This is a genomic window from Kosakonia oryzae (assembly GCF_001658025.2).
Lineage (GTDB): Bacteria > Pseudomonadota > Gammaproteobacteria > Enterobacterales > Enterobacteriaceae > Kosakonia > Kosakonia oryzae.
The window spans coordinates 2,445,347-2,468,082 of sequence record NZ_CP014007.2; the positions used below are offsets into that span (position 1 = coordinate 2,445,347).

20 protein-coding genes are annotated in these 22,736 nt (G+C 55.4%); 13 read left to right on the top strand and 7 right to left on the bottom strand.

Features of this window, described 5'->3' with window-relative positions; all coding sequences use genetic code 11:
* The first annotated feature begins 40 nt into the window (after positions 1-40).
* The 5 genes from prfA to kdsA are packed head-to-tail and all read left to right on the top strand — an operon-like array spanning position 41 to position 4,062.
* Positions 41-1,123: a peptide chain release factor 1 gene (gene prfA / locus AWR26_RS11680; protein ID WP_064566000.1), complete on the top strand. Its 1,083-nt coding sequence runs from the start codon at positions 41-43 to the stop codon at positions 1,121-1,123.
* Positions 1,123-1,962 carry a peptide chain release factor N(5)-glutamine methyltransferase gene (gene prmC / locus AWR26_RS11685; RefSeq protein WP_064566002.1) on the top strand — a complete coding sequence of 280 codons (840 nt, stop codon included), beginning with the start codon at positions 1,123-1,125 and terminating at the stop codon, positions 1,960-1,962. Before prfA ends, prmC begins: the two co-directional genes overlap by 1 nt.
* Before the next feature lie 6 nt (positions 1,963-1,968).
* On the top strand, positions 1,969-2,361 hold the full coding sequence (gene sirB2, locus AWR26_RS11690) for an invasion regulator SirB2 (RefSeq protein WP_043953444.1): 393 nt from the start codon (positions 1,969-1,971) through the stop codon (positions 2,359-2,361).
* 3 nt (positions 2,362-2,364) lie between these two features.
* Positions 2,365-3,174, top strand: a complete 810-nt coding sequence (gene sirB1, locus AWR26_RS11695) for an invasion regulator SirB1 (protein WP_064566004.1) — start codon at positions 2,365-2,367, stop codon at positions 3,172-3,174.
* Positions 3,175-3,210: 36 nt separating this feature from the next.
* Positions 3,211-4,062, top strand: a complete 852-nt coding sequence (gene kdsA / locus AWR26_RS11700; RefSeq protein ID WP_016495811.1) for a 3-deoxy-8-phosphooctulonate synthase — start codon at positions 3,211-3,213, stop codon at positions 4,060-4,062.
* A 52-nt stretch (positions 4,063-4,114) separates the two neighbouring features.
* Here the strand turns inward: kdsA and chaA are convergent, their stop codons facing one another.
* A complete protein-coding gene (gene chaA, locus AWR26_RS11705) occupies positions 4,115-5,215 on the bottom strand; it encodes a sodium-potassium/proton antiporter ChaA (RefSeq protein ID WP_064566006.1) in 1,101 nt (366 codons plus the stop codon).
* A 275-nt stretch (positions 5,216-5,490) separates the two neighbouring features.
* Here chaA and chaB point away from each other — a divergent pair, with 275 nt between their 5' ends.
* On the top strand, positions 5,491-5,721 hold the full coding sequence (gene chaB / locus AWR26_RS11710; protein ID WP_043953447.1) for a putative cation transport regulator ChaB: 231 nt from the start codon (positions 5,491-5,493) through the stop codon (positions 5,719-5,721).
* Positions 5,722-5,893: 172 nt separating this feature from the next.
* The gene (locus tag AWR26_RS11715; protein WP_064566008.1) at positions 5,894-6,592 is read left to right on the top strand and encodes a gamma-glutamylcyclotransferase; all 699 of its coding nucleotides are present in this window, start codon (positions 5,894-5,896) and stop codon (positions 6,590-6,592) included.
* 4 nt (positions 6,593-6,596) lie between these two features.
* On the opposite strand, the gene AWR26_RS11720 is transcribed toward AWR26_RS11715, so the two are convergent.
* From AWR26_RS11720 to AWR26_RS11735, 4 genes are all read right to left on the bottom strand, one after another.
* Entirely contained in the window at positions 6,597-6,842 is a 246-nt protein-coding gene (locus AWR26_RS11720; protein WP_043953449.1) for a DUF1883 domain-containing protein, read from the bottom strand.
* A 215-nt stretch (positions 6,843-7,057) separates the two neighbouring features.
* Positions 7,058-8,842, bottom strand: coding sequence for a methyl-accepting chemotaxis protein (locus AWR26_RS11725; protein WP_064566010.1), 1,785 nt, complete (start codon positions 8,840-8,842; stop codon positions 7,058-7,060).
* A gap of 107 nt (positions 8,843-8,949) precedes the next feature.
* Entirely contained in the window at positions 8,950-9,303 is a 354-nt protein-coding gene (locus AWR26_RS11730) for a DsrE/DsrF/TusD sulfur relay family protein (protein WP_043953451.1), read from the bottom strand.
* A 99-nt stretch (positions 9,304-9,402) separates the two neighbouring features.
* Positions 9,403-9,954 carry a YbhB/YbcL family Raf kinase inhibitor-like protein gene (locus AWR26_RS11735; RefSeq protein ID WP_064566012.1) on the bottom strand — a complete coding sequence of 184 codons (552 nt, stop codon included), beginning with the start codon at positions 9,952-9,954 and terminating at the stop codon, positions 9,403-9,405.
* 172 nt (positions 9,955-10,126) lie between these two features.
* Between AWR26_RS11735 and AWR26_RS11740 the strand changes: the two genes are divergently transcribed.
* Positions 10,127-11,530, top strand: coding sequence for a YchO/YchP family invasin (locus AWR26_RS11740; protein WP_064566014.1), 1,404 nt, complete (start codon positions 10,127-10,129; stop codon positions 11,528-11,530).
* 3 nt (positions 11,531-11,533) lie between these two features.
* Here the strand turns inward: AWR26_RS11740 and narL are convergent, their stop codons facing one another.
* Entirely contained in the window at positions 11,534-12,184 is a 651-nt protein-coding gene (narL, locus tag AWR26_RS11745; RefSeq protein ID WP_035889835.1) for a two-component system response regulator NarL, read from the bottom strand.
* Positions 12,177-13,976, bottom strand: a complete 1,800-nt coding sequence (narX, locus tag AWR26_RS11750; RefSeq protein WP_064566016.1) for a nitrate/nitrite two-component system sensor histidine kinase NarX — start codon at positions 13,974-13,976, stop codon at positions 12,177-12,179. The genes narL and narX overlap by 8 nt, the downstream gene beginning before the upstream one ends.
* Before the next feature lie 308 nt (positions 13,977-14,284).
* Here narX and AWR26_RS11755 point away from each other — a divergent pair, with 308 nt between their 5' ends.
* The 5 genes from AWR26_RS11755 (at position 14,285) to narI (ending at position 22,726) form a co-directional block, all read left to right on the top strand.
* The gene (locus tag AWR26_RS11755) at positions 14,285-15,676 is read left to right on the top strand and encodes a NarK family nitrate/nitrite MFS transporter (protein ID WP_064566018.1); all 1,392 of its coding nucleotides are present in this window, start codon (positions 14,285-14,287) and stop codon (positions 15,674-15,676) included.
* A 390-nt stretch (positions 15,677-16,066) separates the two neighbouring features.
* Positions 16,067-19,810, top strand: coding sequence for a nitrate reductase subunit alpha (locus AWR26_RS11760; protein WP_064566019.1), 3,744 nt, complete (start codon positions 16,067-16,069; stop codon positions 19,808-19,810).
* A complete protein-coding gene (gene narH, locus AWR26_RS11765) occupies positions 19,807-21,342 on the top strand; it encodes a nitrate reductase subunit beta (protein WP_007371878.1) in 1,536 nt (511 codons plus the stop codon). The genes AWR26_RS11760 and narH overlap by 4 nt, the downstream gene beginning before the upstream one ends.
* Positions 21,339-22,049, top strand: a complete 711-nt coding sequence (gene narJ / locus AWR26_RS11770) for a nitrate reductase molybdenum cofactor assembly chaperone (protein ID WP_007371879.1) — start codon at positions 21,339-21,341, stop codon at positions 22,047-22,049. Before narH ends, narJ begins: the two co-directional genes overlap by 4 nt.
* Positions 22,049-22,726, top strand: a complete 678-nt coding sequence (gene narI / locus AWR26_RS11775) for a respiratory nitrate reductase subunit gamma (RefSeq protein WP_064566020.1) — start codon at positions 22,049-22,051, stop codon at positions 22,724-22,726. The genes narJ and narI overlap by 1 nt, the downstream gene beginning before the upstream one ends.
* Positions 22,727-22,736: the final 10 nt, after the last annotated feature.

Sequence of the window (22,736 nt, forward strand, 5' to 3'; positions counted from 1 at the left end):
CAACACCACTCTCTGATTATTAAAAGGTGCATTTACGCCTATGAAGCCTTCTATCGTTGCCAAACTGGAAGCCCTGCATGAACGCCATGAAGAAGTTCAGGCGCTGCTGGGTGATGCGCAAACTATTGCCGACCAGGATCGTTTCCGCGCGCTGTCGCGGGAATATGCGCAGCTAAGCGATGTGTCGCGCTGTTTTACTGACTGGCAACAGGTTCAGGAAGATATTGAAACGGCACAGATGATGCTCGACGACCCGGAAATGCGCGAAATGGCGCAGGAAGAGTTGCGCGATGCGAAAGAAAAAAGCGAACAGCTGGAGCAGCAGTTACAGGTTTTACTCTTGCCAAAAGATCCGGATGACGAACGCAATGCTTTCGTTGAGGTTCGCGCGGGTACGGGCGGTGACGAAGCGGCATTATTTGCCGGCGATCTGTTCCGCATGTACAGCCGCTACGCGGAAGCCCGCCGCTGGCGCGTGGAGATCATGAGCGCCAATGACGGTGAACATGGCGGCTATAAAGAAGTGATCGCCAAAATCAGCGGCGAAGGCGTCTACGGGCGTCTGAAGTTTGAATCGGGCGGCCATCGTGTGCAGCGCGTCCCGGCGACCGAATCGCAGGGGCGTATTCATACTTCTGCCTGTACCGTTGCTGTCATGCCGGAGCTGCCTGAAGCTGAGCTGCCGGATATCAACCCGGCGGATCTGCGCATTGATACTTTCCGCTCCTCCGGCGCGGGCGGCCAGCACGTTAACACCACCGACTCGGCAATCCGTATTACCCACCTGCCGACGGGGATTGTGGTCGAATGCCAGGACGAACGTTCGCAGCATAAAAACAAAGCCAAAGCGATGTCAGTGCTGGGCGCGCGTATCCACGCAGCGGAGATGGCGAAACGCCAGCAGGCGGAAGCATCAACCCGCCGCAATCTGCTGGGCAGCGGCGATCGCAGCGATCGCAACCGCACATACAATTTTCCGCAGGGGCGCGTTACCGATCACCGCATCAACGTGACACTTTATCGTCTTGATGAGGTGATGGAAGGCAAGCTCGATATGCTGATTGAGCCGATTGTGCAGGAATATCAGGCCGATCAACTGGCGGCGCTTTCCGAGCAGGACTAATGGACTATCAACAGTGGTTGCGTGCGGCGATAAGCCAGTTGCAGACGAGCGAAAGCCCGCGCCGCGATGCTGAAATTCTGCTGGGGTTTGTGACCGGCAAAACGCGCACCTTCATTCTTGCTTTTGGTGAAACGCGGCTTACGGCGGAACAGCAGCAGCAACTGGATGCGCTGCTGGCGCGCCGTGCGCTTGGTGAACCGGTGGCGCACCTGGTTGGTGAGCGTGAGTTCTGGTCGCTGCCGCTGTTTGTTTCTCCGGCGACGCTGATCCCGCGCCCGGACACGGAGTGCCTGGTCGAGCAGGCGTTAAACCGCCTTCCCGCTTCGCCGTGTCGCATTCTCGATCTGGGCACCGGGACCGGGGCGATCGCGCTGGCGCTGGCCAGCGAACGGCCGGATTGCCACGTTACTGCCGTCGATGTGGTTGCTGAGGCGGTGGCGCTGGCGCAACGCAATGCGGAACACCTGGCGATCACCAACGTCGAGATCCTGCAAAGTCGCTGGTTCAGTGCGCTTGCAGGGCAGCAGTTCGCCATGATTGTCAGCAATCCTCCCTATATTGACGAGCAGGATCCGCATCTCGCGCAGGGCGATGTCCGTTTTGAACCGCTGAGCGCGCTGGTGGCGGCCGATCATGGTCTCGCCGATTTACAGACCATCATTTGCGATGCGCGGCGCTTTTTGCTGCCGGGCGGCTGGCTGCTGCTGGAACATGGCTGGCAGCAGGGCGCGGCGGTGCGTTCGCTATTTTCACAATATGGCTGGCAGGAAGTGGAAACCTGCCGGGATTATGGCGGTAATGAGCGGCTGACGCTGGGAAAGCAGCCTTTACAGGAGTAATGCGCGGTGCACGCCTTTAACATACTGATTACATTGCATTTGACCTGCGTTGCGTTGACCATTAGCCTGTTCGTTTTACGTTACTGGTGGCGCTGGGAGAATAACCCACGTGCGCAGGCCCGCTGGGTGCGGGTTGTACCGCATGTGGTCGACAGCCTGTTGCTGCTAAGCGGCGGCGGATTGATGTGGGTAACGGGCTATTTACCTTTTACTGTTAAAGGCGCATGGCTGACTGAAAAGCTGTTTGGCGTTATCATCTACATCGTTTTGGGTTTTATCGCGCTGGGACGACATCGTCCGCGCAGCCAGCAAACGGGTTTTATCGCCTTTATGCTGGGGCTGGTGGTGCTGTACATCATCATTAAACTCGCCGCCACAAAAGTACCGATACTGGGGTAAGAAATGAGGTCGTTAGCTGATTTCGAATTTAACAACGCGCCATTATGCGACGGGATGATCCTTGTTTCAGAGCTGATTCGCGATGATTTTCCTTCGCTGTACGTGCATGAAGAGCTGGAGCGGCTGCTGAGCCTGGCGCGAGAGGAAATAAGTCAGGCGAAGCCTCAGGACTGGCAGCTGGAAAAGCTCATTGAGTTGTTTTACGGCGAATGGGGTTTTAAAGACACGCGTGGGGTTTACCGCCTGTCTGATGCACTGTGGCTGGATAAAGTACTGGAAAATCGTCAGGGAAGCGCCGTTTCGCTGGGGGCGATCTTATTGTGGGTCGCCGGGCGTCTCGACATTCCGCTGACGCCGGTCATTTTCCCGACGCAGCTAATCCTGCGCGCCGAGTGGCTGGATGGCGAAATGTGGCTCATTAACCCGTTTAATGGCGACACACTGGATGAACATACGCTCGAAGTGTGGCTGAAGGGCAATATCAGCCCGGTCGCCGAGCTGTTTAACGAAGATCTGGATGAAGCTGACAACGCTGAAGTGATCCGCAAACTGCTGGATACCTTAAAGTCAGCGCTGATGGAAGAGCAGCAGATGGAACTGGCCTTACGCGCCAGTGAAGCACTGTTACAGTTTAATCCGGAAGATCCGTACGAAATCCGTGACCGTGGGCTGATTTACGCCCAGCTTGATTGCGATCATGTGGCGCTGCACGACCTGAGTTACTTCGTCGAGCAGTGTCCGGAGGATCCGATAAGCGAGATGATCCGCGCGCAAATCAACACGATTTCGCACAAACAGGTTACCCTGCATTAAAAGTAAGTTCCGATTCACACTTGATAAGGCGATTTTATGAAACAAAAAGTGGTCAGCATTGGCGACATTAACGTTGCGAACGACCTGCCGTTTGTGCTGTTTGGTGGTATGAACGTGCTGGAATCCCGCGATCTGGCGATGCGCATTTGCGAACACTACGTGACTGTGACCCAGAAACTGGGTATTCCGTATGTGTTCAAAGCCTCTTTTGATAAAGCCAACCGTTCTTCCATCAAGTCCTATCGCGGGCCGGGTCTGGAAGAGGGAATGAAAATTTTCCAGGAACTGAAACAGACCTTTGGCGTAAAAGTGATCACCGACGTGCATGAAGCTTCCCAGGCGCAGCCGGTAGCCGATGTGGTTGACGTGATTCAGCTTCCGGCGTTCCTCGCCCGCCAGACCGATCTGGTGGAAGCGATGGCGAAAACCGGCGCGGTCATCAACGTGAAAAAACCGCAGTTCGTAAGCCCAGGCCAGATGGGCAATATCGTGGATAAATTCCATGAAGGCGGCAATGACAAAGTGATCCTCTGCGACCGCGGCGCTAACTTTGGTTATGACAACCTGGTTGTGGATATGCTCGGTTTCGGCGTGATGAAGAAAGTCTCCAATAACTCGCCGGTGATTTTTGACGTCACCCACGCACTGCAATGCCGCGACCCGTTTGGCGCGGCTTCCGGCGGTCGCCGCGCGCAGGTCACTGAACTGGCTCGCGCAGGGATGGCTACAGGTCTGGCGGGCCTGTTTATTGAAGCGCATCCGGATCCGGACAACGCAAAATGCGATGGCCCGTCCGCGCTGCCGCTGGACAAACTCGAACCGTTCCTCAAGCAGATCAAAGCGATTGACGATCTGGTGAAAAGCTTCGACGAACTCGACACCGAGTAAAAAAACAAAACCCCGCAAATGCGGGGTTTTTTATCGGCCAGGTAAAAGGGCGTCAGGCAAATATCGTCATCAGGTAAGCCGCAAACAGCGCCATATGCGCCGCGCCGTTCAGCACATTCGTTCGACCGGTCGAGAAGGAGAGCTGGCACAGCAGCAGCGAGGAGACCATCACAATCATCTCCGGCGCGCCAAGGCCAAACACCAGGTGATTACCGGTGATCCACGCAATCAGCGTAACGACCGGCACCGTCAGGGAAATGGTCGCCAGCACCGAACCAAAAAACAGATTCATGGCGCGCTGAACCTGATTATTCAGCACCGCTTTCAGCGCCCCAAGACCTTCCGGCGACAGGATCAGCAGCGCGACCAGGAAACCGGTAAACGCGACGGGCGCATTCATCTCTGTCAGCAGCGCCTCCAGCGGCTTCGCGTTCATTTTGGTCACCGCAATCACCGCAATCAGATGCACGATCAGCCATACGGTATGCCACAAATTCCCGTGTGCAGACGGTTTGCCGTGATGCGGATCGTCGTCGTCGCTCTCATCTTCATGCTCGTAAACAAACAGACTCTGATGCGTTTTGGTCTGAATCAGCAAAAACACGCCGTACATCGCCGCCGAGATTAATGCCACCAGCAGCGACTGAGCAATCGTGAAATTGGCCTCCGGCAGCGCCATCGGGAACACCAGCACAATAATCGCCAGCGGGAACAGGGCGATAAGATACTGTTTGATGCCAAACAGATTCATATACTGGGTGGCGAATTTACGCCCGCCGAGCAGCAGCGAGAACCCCACCAGCCCGCCGGTGACAATCATGATGATAGAGTAAAGCGTGTCGCGCATCAGCGTTGGCGCCGCATCGCCTGTTGCCATCAGCGCGGAAATCAGGCTCACTTCGAGGATCACCACCGAGAGACTCAGAATCAGCGAACCATAGGGCTCGCCGAGGCGGTGGGCGAGTACGTCAGCATGGCGAACCACGCTAAAGGCGCTGGCAAGAATGCCGACCAGCGCCAGGATATTGATGCCAATCACCGCTGGCAATGACTGCGAACTTCCCCAGAAAAGCAGCACGGCCAGCGCCAGCACCGGGAAAATGAGGGATGTCTCCTTGTGGCGGGTTTTAACCGCTTCGTGCGTTGTTGTCATTATGATGCTCCGTCATGGTGCAGGTGTATGTGGATTATAGATAAAATTATCAGCGGCCTAAAATAGCAAAAAATCGCCAGTTTCAGGCGGGTTTTTACTTAGTTTTACTGTCTATTTATAATTTTTATTCTAATGCTTAGAAAAAGGCTATCTCATAAAAAATAGCTTTATTTAACAATGTAATGTGATTTTTTATTTGCAATAAATCATGGTGCGGTGGCGGTTGCGCGGATTATCAACCAGGCTTATTCATTTAGCCCAAAAGGAGCCAAAACATGCCCTATAAAGAGAAATCCGATCTTCCTGACAGCGTCCAGCATGTACTGCCTGCTCATGCGCAGGAAATTTATAAAGAGGCGTTTAATAGCGCCTGGGAGCAGTACAAGGACAAAGCCGATCGGCGCGATGACGCCAGCCGCGAAGAGACTGCGCATCGCGTTGCCTGGTCAGCCGTTAAACAAGATTATGAAAAAGGCGATGACGATCGCTGGCACAAAAAGAAATAACACAATGAAATAATTACACTTCGCCATTTATAGCCATATTCAATGTGTTGGTGCTATTGCAAGCGGCCCGCGAATTGCATATGGTGCGTAGTAAGCTGCGCTTAAAGCAGCATTTGTCGGGAAGACAGCAGTAGAGCAGTCGCAGGGACGCAGGCAGTGGCGGAGGTAAAAGATGTTAACGCGTGATTTCTTGCGAACAGCCGATTGTAAAACGGCGTTTGGCGACATTGAGGAGTCGCTGTTATGGTCGGCGGAACAGCGGGCCGCATCGCTGGCAGCGACGCTCGCTTGTCGTCCGGATGAGGGCCCGGTGTGGATTTTCGGCTACGGTTCGCTGATGTGGAACCCGGCGCTGGAATTTGAAGAGTCCTGCACCGGAACGCTGGTTGGCTGGCATCGCGCCTTTTGCCTGCGCTTAACCGCGGGCCGCGGAACGGCTTGTCAGCCTGGCCGCATGCTGGCGCTGAAAGAGGGCGGCCGCACGACCGGTGTCGCTTACCGTCTGCCGGAGGAAACGCTTACGGAAGAGCTGTCGCTGCTGTGGAAGCGTGAAATGATCACCGGCTGCTATATGCCGAGCTGGTGCAAGCTGGCGCTGGACGACGGCCGTGTTATTAACGCGCTGGTGTTTATTATGGATCCACGCCATCCGCTCTACGAATTCGATACCCGCGCGCAAACTATTGCCCCGTTGATTGCCTCCGCCAGCGGCCCGCTTGGCACCAATGCGCAATACCTTTTTGCACTTGAACAGGAACTGATTAAGCTCGGCATGCACGATGACTGCCTGAATGAATTGGTGGGGAGAGTGCGTGGCTTGCTGGAGGGAGAAAAACCAGGCCCGGACCTGCAACCTGGTTTTGTCTGTTGAGCGATTATGCTGCAACGTAGCTGATTGAGTGCTCCAGCGACTGGCTGTGGCTATCGATCAGCACGTTCCAGATCCCACTGTAAGGCACCGCCAGATAGGCGCTTGCGCGGTTCTGGACGCTTAAAATATCGGTCTGCTCATTAGCCGCGCTGCTCTTCTCGCTCATCAAATGAATATGACAATTTGCTGAACAACGAACGACAATTGTATCCCCGCCAAATAATTTCAAACTTGCTTTTACCACCGCCATTTTCCAACCCCGTAGTTTTATAACAACGCTTTCCGCCACGAAAACTTCTCGCGCGTGATTCTGTTCACAATTCACTCAGCCAATAACACCAAAGTGAAGGATAACGAATGCTGATTTTGATCAAATAATGACGTGGCGATTAAACAAAAATTACATTATCTGGCGAGGGGGGAGGTCGGCGCATAAAACCGTGGGTGAAATGCGCCGAAAGAAGATTAAATGCGGAAATGCCCGGCGGTTTCAGCAAGCTCCCCGGCCTGTGAGCGCAACGCGCCTGCGGCGGCAGCGGACTGGATCACCAGCTCGGCGTTTTGCTGCACCATCCTGTCAAGATCGCTAACCGCATGATTGATTTCCTGAATGCCCTTCATCTGCTCGCTGGTGGCGACGGTGATCTCGCGCATGATCACCGACACACTGTCGATGCTGGAAACAATGTCGGTCATGCTGTCGCCCGCCAGCCGCACAAAGCGTGAACCGGTGGCGACACTTTCGGTGGTGGAATCAATCAGCGTTTTGATCTCTTTCGCCGCCTGCGCGCTGCGGCTGGCCAGGTTGCGTACTTCACCGGCGACCACGGCAAACCCGCGTCCCTGTTCGCCCGCACGCGCCGCTTCGACGGAGGCATTCAGCGCCAGAATATTCGTCTGGAAGGCGATACCGTCAATCACGCTGGTGATGTCGCCGATTTTCGCCGAAGCGGTTTCAATGGATTGCATGGTGGTGATCGCCTGCGTCACTACCTGACCGCCGCGGGATGCCGCTGCAGATGCTGCATGTGCCTGCTGATTAGCCTGAGCGGCAGCATCGGTGGACTGGGCGACCGACGCGGTGATCTGCTCAACGGCGCTGGCCGTTTCGCGCAGGCTGGAAGCCGCCTGTTCAGTCCTTCCTGAGAGATCCTGGTTACCCGCGGCAATTTCCTGCGCCGCTTGCTGTACGGATTGGCTGGAATCACGCAGTTTAACCATCACCACCGACAATTTATCGCTGAAGGCGTTAAAGGCATGAGCGATTTGCGTCACTTCATCATGGCCATCTACCGGTAAACGCTGGGAAAGATCGTCGGTGCCGCTACTGATGGCATTCATCGCATCGCGAATTGTCAGCAGTCGTTTAAGCATGGCCGACACGATCCAGTGCATGACTCCACCGGCAACCAGTACCAGCACGACCAGCGACAGGGCGGACGCTTTGAGCTGTGCCTGCAAACCGGACGTGGAATCTGCGCTATCCAGCGCCACGGTCAGCAGCCAGTGGGTGCCTTTGACCGGAGTCGCTTGCAGTATCTTCTGGACGCCAGCGTACTGGCCTTCGACGGTTTTCCCGGCGCGTAACTCGGCGAAACTTACCCCGCTGAGCGCTTCTGCGAAGGGTTTAAGCGTCAGTTTATCGTTGTTCGCGGCAATCACCGTCCCGTCGCTATCCAGCAGCAAACCGCTGCTGTTAGGCGATGGATTGATGCCGCGTACGTTAGCGACCACGCTGTCCATCGAAACATCACCGGCGACCACGCCTTTCAGCGTACCGTTCTCTTTCACCGGTACGGCGAACGTGACCACCAGTTTCCCGCTACCCGCATCGACATACGGAGCGGTTACCACCGGCGCATCCGCTTTCAGTACCTGCTGATACCACGGACGGATCGTCGGATCATAATCGGCAGGAACGCCGGTCGGATCGGAGAATTTCGCCGTTTTGCTGGCATAACCGATATACACATTGGTGAAGCCGCCGGCGTGCGCCATCTGCGTGAAAATGGGCACCGGATCGTCAGTTAAGGCGACGCTTTGCAGCGAGCTGATGATCTCCATTTTACTGGCGACCCAGTCGGCAATGGCAATACTGTGGCTTACGCTGGTGCTGGAGAGGATATCCTGCTGAGTTTGTTGATTATGTTGGCGAGTGACTTGATAGTTAATAACGGTGTTAAGAAGTAAAGCGATAGCGAGACATCCCGCCGTGGCCGCAATAATACGGGATTTAATCGATCTAAACATAATTATCTTACCTGCTGTGTTGTCTTAAGTGGCTATCGGCAACACAACAGGCAAACTTGATGACGGAACGTCATTCATAAGAAAATAGTATTGAACTCGCGGCGGAATTAAAAAGTTAATACTTTATCCGCAGCCAGCGTCCAGTGCGCCAGTTCAACCAGCGTGCCGATTTCCACGCCATCTGCCAGCGGCAGGGCGGTGATACCGCGTCCATCGGTGCAGGTTTTGCATAATTTCACCACCACGCCCTGGGCGGTCAAAATCTCCAGCATCTGCTGCAGGTTATAACCTTCCGCCGGGTTTTGCCCGCGCAGACCGGCGGTAACCGCGTCGGACATTAAAAACACTTTCAGCTGCTTCGCGCTCTCTTCTTCGCAGAGGGCGATTGCCAGCCGCAAACTACTGAACAGCGATTCGCTACCATAAGCCGCGCCAGTGGCGACAATGACGATCTTTTGCATTTTCACTCCTTCGATAACATTGTGCAGACGGGGCTTATGCTACTGCGCCGCCGTTCCCGGTGAAAGGACGGCGGCGCAGAATCAGTGGATTACCACAAATTATTGTCCGAAGCGGCCGATCAATCCGCTGGCGGCCAGTGCGTGCCCTTTAAGTTTATCTAACAGCGCCTCGCGGGTTAGCCCTTCCGGCAAGGTTGGTGGCAGTGAGGTGGCAATCAGCGTGAACGTGTAATGGTGCGCGCCGCTGCCAGGCGGTGGGCAGGGGCCATGCCAGCGCAGATTACCGGGGCTGTTTTTCCCGCCGGTATAATGTTTGCCGTCGCGCAGATCGTTTAGGGCAAAACCGGTCGTTGAGGGCGAAATATTGTAAGCCACCAGATGCGTCACCCCCAATCCGTTCGCGCCTTCCGGATCGTGAACCAGCAGGGCAAAACTTTTTGTACTGGCTGGCGGGTTACTCCACACCAGCGCGGGCGACTGATTCTCACCGGTACAGTTGGGATTATTGCTGGCGTTGCCGGCGAATTTTTTCTCCATCAATGCATTGTCGGCGAAAGCCGGGGATTGCAGGTTAAACAGTTCATTTGCGTATGCCTGTCCACCGAACAACAGCAGCGCGCTACAGAGCGCTCCACGCAGTTTACAATTCATGGCGATTCTCTTTTAGCTGTGGTGCATTAACTGTAGTTGCAACGCAGCGGGTGGGTAAGGATTTTCCTGGTATTTTGCTGCTCCCTGCAAAGCAGGGGCAAAACCGTTAAACTTATCGGTTCATGTCGATAAAACTGGGCGGATTATCATCAGCAAATTGCTGTACGGTGTTATGAATTATAAGGTTCCATCTCTCCTGATATTGCTGCTGGCGGGCGAAGTTGTCGATGCCGCACAAAATAGCTTCGTTCAGCAAGCGGAAAACCCCTTCGATAATGACGGCGATGGTTTGCCGGATCTCGGCATGGCGCCAGAAAATGGCACGCAGGAAAAACACGTTGCGGAAATGGTCAAAGCCTTTGGTGAAGCCAGCATGACCGATAACGGGCTGACTGCAGGAGAGCAGGCGCGCCAGTTTGCATTCGGGCAATTGCGCGATGTGGTAAGCGATGAAGTGAACCAGAAAGTGGAATCCTGGCTGTCGCCCTGGGGCAGCGCCAATGTCGATTTTAAGGTCGATAACGAAGGGAGTTTCACTGGCAGCCACGGCGACTGGTTTGTGCCTCTGCAGGACAATAACCGCTACCTCAGTTGGGGGCAGCTCGGGGTGACGCAACAGGACCAGGGGCTGGTGGGCAATGTCGGGCTGGGCCAACGCTGGATAGCAGGCGATTGGTTGCTCGGCTATAACACTTTTTACGACACGCTGCTGGATGACAATTATAGCCGCGCCGGGTTAGGCGCTGAGGCATGGGGGGAGTATCTGCGTTTCTCCGCCAACTACTACCAGCCGGTAAGCAACTGGAATTATCAAACCGCCACGCAGCAACAGCGGATGGCGCGGGGTTACGACGTGACGGCGCAGGCGCGATTGCCGTTCTGGCAGCAGCTCAATACCAGCCTCAGCGTTGAACAGTACTTCGGTGATAATGTGGATCTGTTTGATACCGGCACCGGTTATCACAATCCGGTAGCGGTGAAAGTGGGCCTCAACTATACCCCGGTTCCACTGGTGACGCTGACCGCCGAACATCGTCAGGGCGAAAGCGGCGTTAGCCAGAATGACTTAGGTCTGAAGCTCAATTACCGCTTTGGCGTCCCGTTGTGGAAGCAACTTTCAGCCAGCGAAGTGGCCGCCAGCCGTTCGCTGCGCGGCAGCCGTTACGACAGCCCAACGCGCAACAGTACGCCGGTATATGAATTTCGTCAGCGCAAAACGTTGTCGGTGTTTCTCGCGACACCGCCGTGGGATTTACAGCCAGGCGAAACCGTGGCGCTGAAGCTGCAAATCAACAGTACGCACGGCGTGCGTTCGATTAGCTGGCAGGGCGATACCCAGGCGCTTAGCCTGACGCCGCCAGCGAATGGCCGCAGTGCCGATGGCTGGACGTTGATTATGCCGCGCTGGGATAGCGCTGAAGGAGCGAGTAATCGCTGGACGCTCACCGCGCTGGTGGAAGATGAAAAAGGGCAGCGCGTGGCGTCGAATACCATCGAGCTGAAACTGACCGAACCGGTGGTGCCGCCGATGACGGACGATGACGATAACGCGGGCTGGTCGCTGCCAGCCCCGTAACGGTCAAAAAATGCGTTCCTGATGAACCCACACCGCAGCTTCAACGCGGGATTTCAGCTTCATTTTCTTCAGCATATGTTTAACGTGGACTTTGACCGTGCTCTCGGTGATATCGAGACGGCGGGCGATCATTTTATTCGGCAACCCCTGCGCAATCAGCTTGAGAATATCGCGTTCGCGTGGGGTGAGCTGGCTGATGTCGCGATCGCTGGTCGCGCGATTGGCGCGCAAGCTTGCCGCCAGCACCGGGGTGAGCGCTTCGCTGAGCACCATCTCTCCCGCTGCTGCTTGCTGCAACGCTTTCAGTAAATCTTCCGGCTCCATATCTTTCAACAGATAGCCATCCGCGCCGCGTTTCAGCGCGGTCACGACATCTTCTTCGTGGTTGGAAACGCTGAAGACCACCACCCGACCGGAAAGCGATTTCTCGCGCAGTTTGTCGAGTGTTTCCAGGCCGTTCATGCCAGGCATATTGAGATCCAGCAGTATCAGGTCTGGATCGAGCGCATCCGCCAGTTCAATCCCTTGCTCACCGTTGCTGGCCTCGCCGACCACGGTGATGTCGGGCGCCATGCCGATCAACTGCTTCACACCGGTTCGCAGCATCGGATGGTCGTCGATCAGCAAAATAGTGGCCGGTTGCGGGTTACTCATGGGTATCTCCTTGCATGGGTGAGAGAAACGTCTCAGGGATGAACGTAACGATAACCTCGGTCCCGCCGGAAGCAACGGGGCGGACCTGGCAATCGCCGCGCAGGCTTTGCGCGCGGTCACGCATAATGATCAATCCATAATGATTTGTCCTTTCAGCATTGACCTGAATACCGCGCCCATTATCGGTAACGCGCAGTATCACCCGGTTTTCTTGCTGTTCTACAGCAACGCTGACCGCGGTTGCGCCGGAGTGTTTCAGGGCATTGCTCAGCGCTTCGCGGGCAATTTGCAACAGATGGATCGCCTGATGCGGCGGCACCAGGCGGGGCGTAAGCTGATAGTCGAGCCGCACCTGGAAACCGAAATGATCGCTGTATTCCTGGCAACTGGCTTCCAGCGCCGGGCGCAGCCCCGGTTCGGTTAATTGTAAGCGGAAGGTGGTCAACAATTCGCGTAACTGCGCCCAGGACGTATTCAGCTCGTTACGGATCTGGCCCAGCAACTGCTGGCTGTTCTGCGGCAACGCATCGCCCTGCATTTGCAGGCAACTGACCTGCATCTTCATGCAGGAGAGGGATTGCGCAATCGAATCATGCAGTTCACGGGCGATGGTTGCCCGCTCTTCCATAACCAGCAACTGCTGCTGTTTGTCCTGATGCCTGTCGAGCGCCAGCGTCGCGGTTATTTGTTCCACCAGCGTATCAACCAGTTGCTGCTGGTCATGGCTTAAATGCCGGCCTGGCGGCAATTGCGCCAGCAGCAAACCGTACTGCATATGGGTATCCGCCAGCCGCCATTTTAATGTTGTTCCGGAACCCGGATGCGGCGTTGGGGCACCGCGCGGGCACAAATGGCAGCCTTTATCATCACAACTGGCATCCGACTGGCAAGTAAACTCCTGATGATTATTCTCATCTTCCATGTCGTAGACGCGCAGTTCGATATCGTGCAGCAGGGTTAAATCCTGCAAGCCATTAAGTACCGGCGAAAGGCGTTCGCATAGCGGAATGCGCGAGTGCAGGCGATGGTTAGCCTGCCACAAAAACGACAGGATCTGGTTTTTCTGCTCAAGCCCGGCGGTCTTCTCTTTGACGCGCTGTTCGAGCACGGCGTAACTCTCCGCCAGCTCTGCGGACATGTTATTCAACGCCTCGCCAAGTGTCGCCATTTCGTTGCGTCCGCTAATCGAGGCGCGCTGGGTAAAATCACGCTGGCTGACGGCGCGCGCCATTTGCAGCAGTTGGTGCCATGGGCGCAACAGTTTTGAGCGCAGCCAGACGACGGCAAACAGCAGCAGCAGAGCCATCAACAGCGCCATCAGATGTTGCATGATGACGACCTGTTCAATCCGTTGTTCTGTGCTGCGATCGAACGACGTCACCAGTTTATCAATCCTGCCAACGAAGATGGCGATGGTGTCTGCGGCTTCACTGGAGCGTTGCGCCTGGCGGATAGCAGGGATCACAATGCTGTGCCAGTAGTTTTGTAACTCAGCAAGCTGCGCCTGCTGGCCATCACGCTGCGCGGCCAGCGCCAGCTCCGGGCTAAAGGCGGTATGTTCCATTTCATCAAACAGATATTGCTTGTCTTCGTGCAGCGGAATCGCTGACAGCAGGCGATAGCTCTGCATGCGCAGAGAACCGGCTTTATTGATAGCGTGTGCACTGCCCTGAACGCCCTGTACCAGCCAGCCGGAGATCGCCATGCCTGCCACGCCGATAACCGTGGACAGCAACATCAGCAGCGCCAGTTGGTTAACCAGCGAAATAGGAGAAAAGAGGCGTTTTAGCATAAGTGATGAAAGCTCCTTGACCGCATACGCTGCGGATGGCGGTATTGTCAGCTATCGCCTGGGGTATACCCATACCTCTAAAGGATTACCTCTTTATTGCCAGCGTGTCGACCAACGTGGGAACAATCTGCGCGGTAGCGGCGATAGCCGTGAAAAACCACACCTTTTTTGTATGTTATGACTACTCACTAATGAGCATGGTGATTTTTCGGGCGTAGAAAGTGCTGCTTTTCCTTTGATTTATATCAACTTACCTGGCGCTGCAAAAACTATGGTGGCAGGCATCAAACCGATCAGCAGAGGTGTATATGCAGCACTCATCCATCCCGGGAAAAAGTTCGTCATCACGGGTTATTACCGAATGGCGTCCTGAAGATCCGGCTTTCTGGCAACAGCAGGGACATGCGATTGCAAGCCGTAACTTGTGGATTTCCGTTCCTTGCCTGCTTCTGGCGTTTTGCGTCTGGATGCTGTTCAGCGCCGTCGCCGTTAACCTGCCAAAAGTGGGCTTCAAGTTTACCACCGACCAGCTCTTTATGCTGACGGCGCTGCCTTCAGTTTCCGGCGCGCTACTTCGTGTTCCGTACTCTTTTATGGTACCGGTGTTTGGCGGACGTCGATGGACGGCCTTCAGCACCGGGATTCTGATTATTCCTTGCGTATGGCTCGGTTTTGCCGTGCAGGATCCGACCACGCCTTTTAGTTCGTTTATTATTATCTCGCTGCTGTGCGGTTTCGCCGGCGCAAACTTTGCTTCGAGCATGGCGAACATCAGTTTCTTCTTCCCGAAACAGAAGCAGGGCGGTGCGCTGGGGATCAACGGCGGGCTGGGCAATCTGGGCGTCAGCGTGATGCAATTGATTGCGCCGCTGGCCGTCTCTTTTTCCATTTTTGCCGCTTTTGGTGGTACGGGCGTGGCGCAGCCGGACGGCTCAATGCTGTATCTGGAGAACGCGGCCTGGGTCTGGGTTCCGCTGCTGGCCTTCTTTACGCTGGCGGCGTGGTTCGGCATGAACGAACTGGCGACCTCTAAGGCCTCACTGCGCGCGCAATTGCCGGTACTGAAACGCAGCCACTTGTGGATCATGAGTTTCCTCTATCTGGCAACCTTCGGTTCGTTTATCGGCTTTTCAGCCGGTTTCGCCATGCTGTCGAAAACGCAGTTTCCGGATGTACAGATCCTGCATTTTGCCTTCTTCGGCCCACTGATCGGCGCGCTGGCGCGTTCGGCTGGCGGCGCGATCTCCGATCGCCTCGGCGGCACGCGAGTCACGCTGGTGAACTTTGTGGTGATGGCCATTTTCAGCGCGGCGCTGTTCCTGACCTTACCCACTGAGGGTACTGGCGGCAGCTTTATTGCCTTCTTCTGCGTCTTCCTGGTGCTGTTCCTGACGGCAGGTCTCGGCAGTGGTTCTACTTTCCAGATGATTTCGGTTATTTTCCGCAAAATGACCATGGAACGCGTACAAAAACGCGGTGGTAGTGAGAGTGAAGCCATGCGCGAAGCGGCAACAGAAACGGCGGCGGCGCTTGGGTTTATCTCGGCAATTGGCGCGATTGGCGGCTTTTTCATTCCGAAAGCGTTCGGGACTTCCCTGGCATTAACCGGCTCTCCGGCTGGCGCAATGAAAGTCTTTCTCGTGTTCTATATTGCCTGTGTTGTGATCACCTGGGCGATATACGGGCGTAAAAAACAATAAAATAAAAACTTGTTGATTATCTTGCGCGGTGAAAGCCGCGCTTTTTTTATTCAGATTGTAGTTACAACATACTATTCAGTTTGTTTTCATCCTGCTGCGGAAGCTCTCGTGCGCCAGGGGCCAGGCAGAACATCTACCCCTTAATACCTGGCATTCTGGAAAAGTAGAGACGATTCTGCACTTCTTTCATAAAAATTCTTATTTATCAGTCGATTAAAAAACAGAAACGACTAACCCTTTGGAGGTAACTCTCTTTTTTGCTGCCCGTGTGAAGCCCTGAGGGCTTGATCGCCATCAATTCTCTTTGTCTTTGTGAGGGTTACCGTCGCGGCAAATGCAGCAATGTCGATTTAGCAAGAGAGCCATACAGGCTCCAACAGGAGAACCCCGATGAGTAAATTCCTGGACCGGTTTCGCTACTTCAAACAGAAAGGCGAAACCTTTGCCGACGGGCACGGCCAGCTCTTAAACACCAACCGGGACTGGGAGGATGGATACCGTAGCCGCTGGCAGCACGACAAAATCGTTCGCTCTACCCACGGCGTGAACTGTACTGGTTCCTGTAGCTGGCAGATCTTTGTTAAAAACGGGCTGGTCACCTGGGAAACCCAACAGACAGACTACCCGCGTACCCGCCCGGATATGCCTAACCATGAACCGCGTGGCTGCCCGCGCGGCGCGAGTTACTCCTGGTATCTCTACAGCGCTAACCGTCTGAAATATCCGCTGATGCGTAAACGCCTGATCAAACTGTGGCGCGAAGCGAAAGCGCAGCATGCCGATCCGGTGAATGCCTGGGCTTCCATCATTGAAGATGCCGATAAAGCGAAAAGCTTTAAGCAGGCGCGCGGCCGCGGTGGTTTCGTGCGTTCTTCCTGGCAGGAAGTAAACGAGCTGATTGCGGCATCCAACGTTTATACCGTCAAAACCTACGGCCCGGACCGCGTGGCAGGTTTTTCGCCGATCCCGGCGATGTCGATGGTCTCTTATGCTTCTGGCGCGCGTTACCTTTCATTGCTCGGCGGCACCTGCCTGAGCTTCTATGACTGGTACTGCGATTTACCGCCCGCCTCGCCGCAAACCTGGGGCGAACAGACTGACGTACCGGAATCTGCTGACTGGTACAACTCCAGCTACATCATCGCCTGGGGTTCTAACGTGCCGCAAACCCGTACTCCGGATGCGCACTTCTTTACCGAAGTGCGTTACAAAGGCACCAAAACCGTTGCTGTGACGCCGGATTACGCTGAAATCGCCAAGCTGTGCGATTTGTGGCTGGCGCCAAAACAGGGCACCGATGCTGCGATGGCGCTGGCAATGGGCCATGTCATGCTGCGCGAATTCCATCTGGACAAACCGAGCCAGTATTTCACCGATTATGTGCGTCGCTATACCGACATGCCGATGCTGGTGATGCTGGAGGAGCGCGACGGTTATTACGCCGCCGGTCGCATGTTGCGCGCTGCCGATCTGGTGGATGCGCTGGGCCAGCAAAATAACCCGGAATGGAAGACCATCGCTCTTGATAACGATGGCAACCTGGTCGCGCCGAACGGCTCTATCGGTTTCCGCTGGGGTGAGAAAGGGAAATGGAACCTTGAACAACGCGATGGCGGCAATGGCGCTGACGTAGAGTTGAATCTGAGCCTGCTCGGTAAACACGACGATGTGGCGCAGGTTGGTTTCCCGTATTTCGGTGGCGAAAGCAGCGAACATGTTAGCGGCGTTTCGCTGGAAAATATCCTGCTGCACAAACTGCCGGTAAAACGCATTCAACTGGCAGACGGTTCTACGGCGCTGGTGGCGACGGTCTACGATCTGACGCTCGCCAACTACGGCCTGGATCGCGGTCTGGATGATGAAAACTGCGCGACCCGTTACGACGAAATTAAAGCCTATACGCCGGCGTGGGCAGAGAAAATCACCGGTGTGTCGCAGGCGCAGATTATCCGCATTGCCCGCGAGTTCGCCGATAACGCCGACAAAACCCATGGCCGTTCGATGGTGATTATCGGTGCCGGGATGAACCACTGGTATCACCTCGATATGAACTATCGCGGCATTATCAACATGCTGATCTTCTGTGGCTGTGTGGGGCAGAGCGGTGGCGGCTGGGCCCACTATGTTGGCCAGGAAAAATTGCGTCCGCAAACCGGCTGGCAGCCGTTGGCGTTTGCTCTCGACTGGCAGCGTCCGGCGCGCCATATGAACAGCACCTCTTATTTCTATAATCACTCCAGCCAGTGGCGTTATGAGACGGTAACGGCACAGGAATTCCTGTCGCCGCTGGCGGATAAATCCCGCTATACCGGCCACCTGATCGACTTTAACGTGCGTGCTGAACGCATGGGCTGGCTGCCGTCAGCGCCGCAGTTAGGCACCAACCCGCTGCGCATCGCCGCCGAAGCGGAAAAAGCCGGGATGAGCGCCGTGGATTACACGGTGAAATCCCTGAAAGAAGGTTCTTTGCGCTTTGCGGCGGAACAGCCGGAAAACGGTAAAAACCATCCGCGAAACCTGTTTATCTGGCGCTCCAACCTGCTCGGTTCTTCCGGTAAAGGTCATGAGTTCATGCTCAAGTATTTGCTGGGCACCGAACACGGTATTCAGGGCAAAGATCTTGGCAAGCAGGGCGGCGTGAAGCCAGAAGAGGTGGAATGGCGTGATAACGGCCTCGACGGCAAACTGGATCTGGTGGTGACGCTGGATTTCCGCCTGTCGAGCACTTGCCTCTATTCCGATATCGTGCTGCCAACGGCAACCTGGTATGAAAAAGACGACATGAATACCTCGGATATGCACCCGTTTATTCATCCGCTCTCTGCCGCTGTCGATCCGGCATGGGAATCCAAAAGCGACTGGGAGATTTACAAAGGCATCGCCAAATCCTTCTCCGCGCTGTGCGTCGGCCACCTGGGTAAAGAGACCGACGTGGTGACGCTGCCGATCCAGCACGATTCTGCCGCAGAGCTGGCGCAGCCGCTGGGCGTGCAGGACTGGAAAAAAGGCGAATGCGATCTGATCCCGGGTAAAACCGCGCCGCATATCATTCCGGTCGAACGTGATTATCCGGCAACCTACGAACGCTTCACGTCGATTGGCCCATTGATGGAGAAAATTGGCAACGGCGGCAAAGGTATCGCCTGGAACACCCAGAGCGAAATGGATCTGCTGCGTAAGCTCAACTACACCAAAGCTGATGGCCCGGCGAAAGGCCAGCCGATGTTGAATACGGCGATTGATGCAGCAGAGATGATCCTGACGCTGGCACCGGAAACCAACGGCAACGTGGCGGTGAAAGCGTGGGCAGCGCTCAGTGAATTTACCGGTCGCGACCATACGCACCTGGCGCTGAATAAAGAAGACGAAAAGATTCGTTTCCGCGATATCCAGGCGCAGCCGCGCAAAATTATCTCCAGCCCGACCTGGTCCGGCCTCGAAGATGAGCATGTCTCTTACAACGCCGGTTATACCAACGTACATGAGTTGATCCCATGGCGCACGCTCTCCGGCCGCCAGCAGTTATATCAGGATCATCAATGGATGCGCGACTTCGGCGAAAGCCTGCTGGTTTACCGTCCGCCGATTGACACCCGTTCGGTGAAAGAGGTGATGGGCGTGAAACCTAATGGTTATAAGGAAAAAGCGCTCAACTTCCTGACGCCGCACCAGAAATGGGGCATTCACTCCACTTACAGCGATAACCTGCTGATGCTGACGCTGGGTCGCGGCGGCCCGGTGGTATGGCTCAGCGATGTTGATGCCAAAGAGATGGGCATTGCGGATAACGACTGGATCGAAGTGTTCAACAGCAACGGTGCGCTGACAGCGCGTGCGGTGGTGAGCCAGCGTGTGCCATCCGGTATGACGATGATGTACCACGCGCAGGAACGTATCGTGAACCTGCCGGGGTCAGAAATTACCGGGCAGCGCGGTGGTATCCATAACTCGGTTACCCGCATCACGCCGAAACCGACGCATATGATCGGCGGCTATGCCCAGCTGGCTTATGGTTTCAACTATTACGGAACGGTCGGTTCCAACCGTGATGAGTTTGTGGTGGTGCGTAAGATGAAAAATATCAACTGGTTGGATGGCGAAGGCAATGACCAGGTACAGGAGAGCGCAAAATGAAAATTCGTTCGCAAGTCGGCATGGTGCTGAATCTCGATAAATGCATCGGCTGTCATACCTGTTCTGTGACCTGTAAAAACGTCTGGACCAGCCGTGAAGGCGTGGAATACGCGTGGTTCAATAACGTTGAAACCAAGCCGGGCACCGGCTTCCCGACCGACTGGGAAAACCAGGAAAAATGGAAGGGCGGCTGGATCCGCAAAATCAACGGCAAACTGCAACCGCGTATGGGCAACCGTGCGCTGCTGCTCGGTAAGATCTTCGCCAACCCGCATTTGCCGGAGATTGATGATTACTACGAACCGTTCGATTTTGACTATCAGCGTCTGCATAACGCGCCGGAAAGCAAACATCAGCCGATTGCGCGTCCGCGCTCGTTGATCACCGGCCAGCGGATGAACAAAATCACTGCCGGTCCGAACTGGGAAGACGATCTGGGCGGTGAGTTCGATAAGCTGAGCAAAGACCAGAACTTCGCCAACCTGCAAAAAGCGATGTACGGCCAGTTCGAAAACACCTTCATGATGTATTTGCCGCGTCTGTGTGAACACTGTCTGAACCCGGCATGCGTTGCGACCTGCCCGAGCGGCGCGATCTACAAACGTGAAGAAGACGGCATTGTGCTGATCGATCAGGATAAATGTCGCGGCTGGCGTATGTGTGTCACCGGTTGCCCATACAAAAAAATCTACTTCAACTGGAAGAGCGGCAAATCCGAGAAGTGCATTTTCTGTTATCCGCGTATTGAAGCGGGTATGCCGACCGTTTGTTCGGAAACCTGCGTTGGCCGTATTCGTTATCTTGGCGTGCTGCTGTATGACGCGGATGCGATTGAAAACGCCGCCAGCACCGAAAGCGAAAAAGACCTGTACCAGCGCCAGCTTGATGTGTTCCTCGATCCGCATGATCCGGCGGTGATCGCGCAAGCGCTGGCCGATGGCGTGCCGCAAAGCGTGATTGACGCGGCGCAGAAATCACCGGTCTACAAAATGGCGATGGACTGGAAACTGGCGCTGCCGCTGCATCCGGAATATCGCACGCTGCCGATGGTGTGGTACGTACCGCCTCTGTCGCCGATCCAGTCCGCAGCGGATGCGGGGGAACTGGGCAGCAATGGCATTCTGCCGAACGTCGAGAGCCTGCGCATTCCGGTGCAGTACCTGGCGAACCTGTTGACGGCCGGAGACACCGAACCGGTGCTGCTGGCGCTGAAACGCATGCTGGCGATGCGCCACTTTAAACGTGCGGAAACGGTTGAAGGCATCGAAGATACCCGTGCGCTGGAAGAAGTTGGGCTGTCGAAAGAGCAGGCGCAGGAGATGTATCGTTATCTGGCGATCGCCAACTACGAAGACCGTTTCGTTGTGCCGTCCAGCCATCGTGAGCTGGCGCGTGAAGCGTTCCCGGAGAAAAGTGGTTGTGGCTTTAGTTTCGGCGATGGTTGCCACGGTTCAGACAGCAAATTCAACCTGTTCAACAGTCGTCGCATTGATGCGGTGGATGTCACAGTCAAAACGGAGCCGCACCCATGATTGAACTGGTGGTTATTTCCCGTTTGCTGGAGTACCCGGATGCTGCCCTGTGGCAGCATCAGCAGGAGCTGTTTGATGCGCTGGCCTCCGGCGAAAATCTGGCGAAAGCCGATGCGCAGCAGGTCGGGATCTTTTTACGCGATTTGACGGCGCAGGATCTGCTGGACGCGCAGTCCACTTACAGCGAGCTGTTTGATCGCGGTCGCGCAACCTCGTTGCTGCTGTTTGAACATGTCCACGGCGAATCCCGCGATCGTGGGCAGGCGATGGTCGATCTGCTGGCGCAGTATGAGCGCCACGGTTTGCTGCTCGACAGCCGCGAATTGCCGGATCATCTGCCGCTCTATCTGGAGTATCTGGCGCAGCTTCCCCCGGCGGAAGCGATTGGCGGTTTGCAGGATATCGCGCCGATCCTGGCGCTGTTACAGGCGCGCTTGCAGCAGCGTGAAAGCCATTACGCCACGCTGTTTGAGGCACTGCTTTCACTGAGTAAAACGGCAGTGGATAACGCGCAAGTGGCGGAAAAAATTGCCGCTGAAGCGCGCGACGATACGCCGCAGGCGCTGGATGCCGTGTGGGAAGAGGAGCAGGTGAAATTCTTTGCTGAACAGGGCTGCGGCGACTCTGACATTACTGCTCATCAGCGCCGATTTGCGGGCGCTGTCGCACCGCAATATCTGAATATCACAACAGGAGGAGAGCGCTAATGCACTTCCTTAATATGTTCTTCTTTGACATCTATCCCTATCTGGCCGGTGCGGTTTTCCTGATTGGTAGCTGGCTGCGTTATGACTATGGGCAATACAGCTGGCGCGCAGGCTCCAGCCAGATGCTGGATCGCAAAGGGATGAACCTCGCCTCGAACCTGTTCCACCTGGGTATTCTGGGCATCTTCGCCGGCCATTTCCTCGGGATGCTGACGCCGCACTGGATGTATGAATCATTCCTGCCGATCGAAGTGAAACAGAAGATGGCGATGATCGGCGGTGGGGCCTGCGGCGTGATGTGCCTGGTGGGTGGTTTGCTGCTGCTGAAACGCCGCCTGTTCAATCCGCGCATCCGTGCGACCTCGACCACGGCGGACATTCTGATCATGACGCTGCTGATGGTGCAGTGTGCGCTGGGCTTATTGACTATTCCGTTCTCTGCTCAGCATATGGATGGCAGCGAAATGATGAAACTGGTCGGCTGGGCGCAGGCTGTGGTCACTTTCCATGGCGGAGCCTCTGCGCATCTTGATGGTGTTGCCTTTATTTACCGCATGCATTTGGTGCTGGGAATGACGCTGTTTGTGCTGTTCCCGTTCTCCCGCCTGGTGCATATCTGGAGCGCGCCGGTGGAGTATCTGACGCGGAAATACCAGATCGTGCGTGCTCGTCGCTAATGAAAAAACC

Coding starts and splice junctions, on each gene's coding strand:
- prfA (WP_064566000.1), top strand. CDS start 41: ATGAAGCCTTCTATCGTTGCCAAACTGGAAGCCCTGCATGAACGCCAT.
- prmC (WP_064566002.1), top strand. CDS start 1,123: ATGGACTATCAACAGTGGTTGCGTGCGGCGATAAGCCAGTTGCAGACG.
- sirB1 (WP_064566004.1), top strand. CDS start 2,365: ATGAGGTCGTTAGCTGATTTCGAATTTAACAACGCGCCATTATGCGAC.
- kdsA (WP_016495811.1), top strand. CDS start 3,211: ATGAAACAAAAAGTGGTCAGCATTGGCGACATTAACGTTGCGAACGAC.
- chaA (WP_064566006.1), bottom strand. CDS start 5,215: ATGACAACAACGCACGAAGCGGTTAAAACCCGCCACAAGGAGACATCC.
- chaB (WP_043953447.1), top strand. CDS start 5,491: ATGCCCTATAAAGAGAAATCCGATCTTCCTGACAGCGTCCAGCATGTA.
- AWR26_RS11715 (WP_064566008.1), top strand. CDS start 5,894: ATGTTAACGCGTGATTTCTTGCGAACAGCCGATTGTAAAACGGCGTTT.
- AWR26_RS11720 (WP_043953449.1), bottom strand. CDS start 6,842: ATGGCGGTGGTAAAAGCAAGTTTGAAATTATTTGGCGGGGATACAATT.
- AWR26_RS11725 (WP_064566010.1), bottom strand. CDS start 8,842: ATGTTTAGATCGATTAAATCCCGTATTATTGCGGCCACGGCGGGATGT.
- AWR26_RS11730 (WP_043953451.1), bottom strand. CDS start 9,303: ATGCAAAAGATCGTCATTGTCGCCACTGGCGCGGCTTATGGTAGCGAA.
- AWR26_RS11735 (WP_064566012.1), bottom strand. CDS start 9,954: ATGAATTGTAAACTGCGTGGAGCGCTCTGTAGCGCGCTGCTGTTGTTC.
- AWR26_RS11740 (WP_064566014.1), top strand. CDS start 10,127: ATGAATTATAAGGTTCCATCTCTCCTGATATTGCTGCTGGCGGGCGAA.
- narL (WP_035889835.1), bottom strand. CDS start 12,184: ATGAGTAACCCGCAACCGGCCACTATTTTGCTGATCGACGACCATCCG.
- narX (WP_064566016.1), bottom strand. CDS start 13,976: ATGCTAAAACGCCTCTTTTCTCCTATTTCGCTGGTTAACCAACTGGCG.
- AWR26_RS11755 (WP_064566018.1), top strand. CDS start 14,285: ATGCAGCACTCATCCATCCCGGGAAAAAGTTCGTCATCACGGGTTATT.
- AWR26_RS11760 (WP_064566019.1), top strand. CDS start 16,067: ATGAGTAAATTCCTGGACCGGTTTCGCTACTTCAAACAGAAAGGCGAA.
- narH (WP_007371878.1), top strand. CDS start 19,807: ATGAAAATTCGTTCGCAAGTCGGCATGGTGCTGAATCTCGATAAATGC.
- narJ (WP_007371879.1), top strand. CDS start 21,339: ATGATTGAACTGGTGGTTATTTCCCGTTTGCTGGAGTACCCGGATGCT.
- narI (WP_064566020.1), top strand. CDS start 22,049: ATGCACTTCCTTAATATGTTCTTCTTTGACATCTATCCCTATCTGGCC.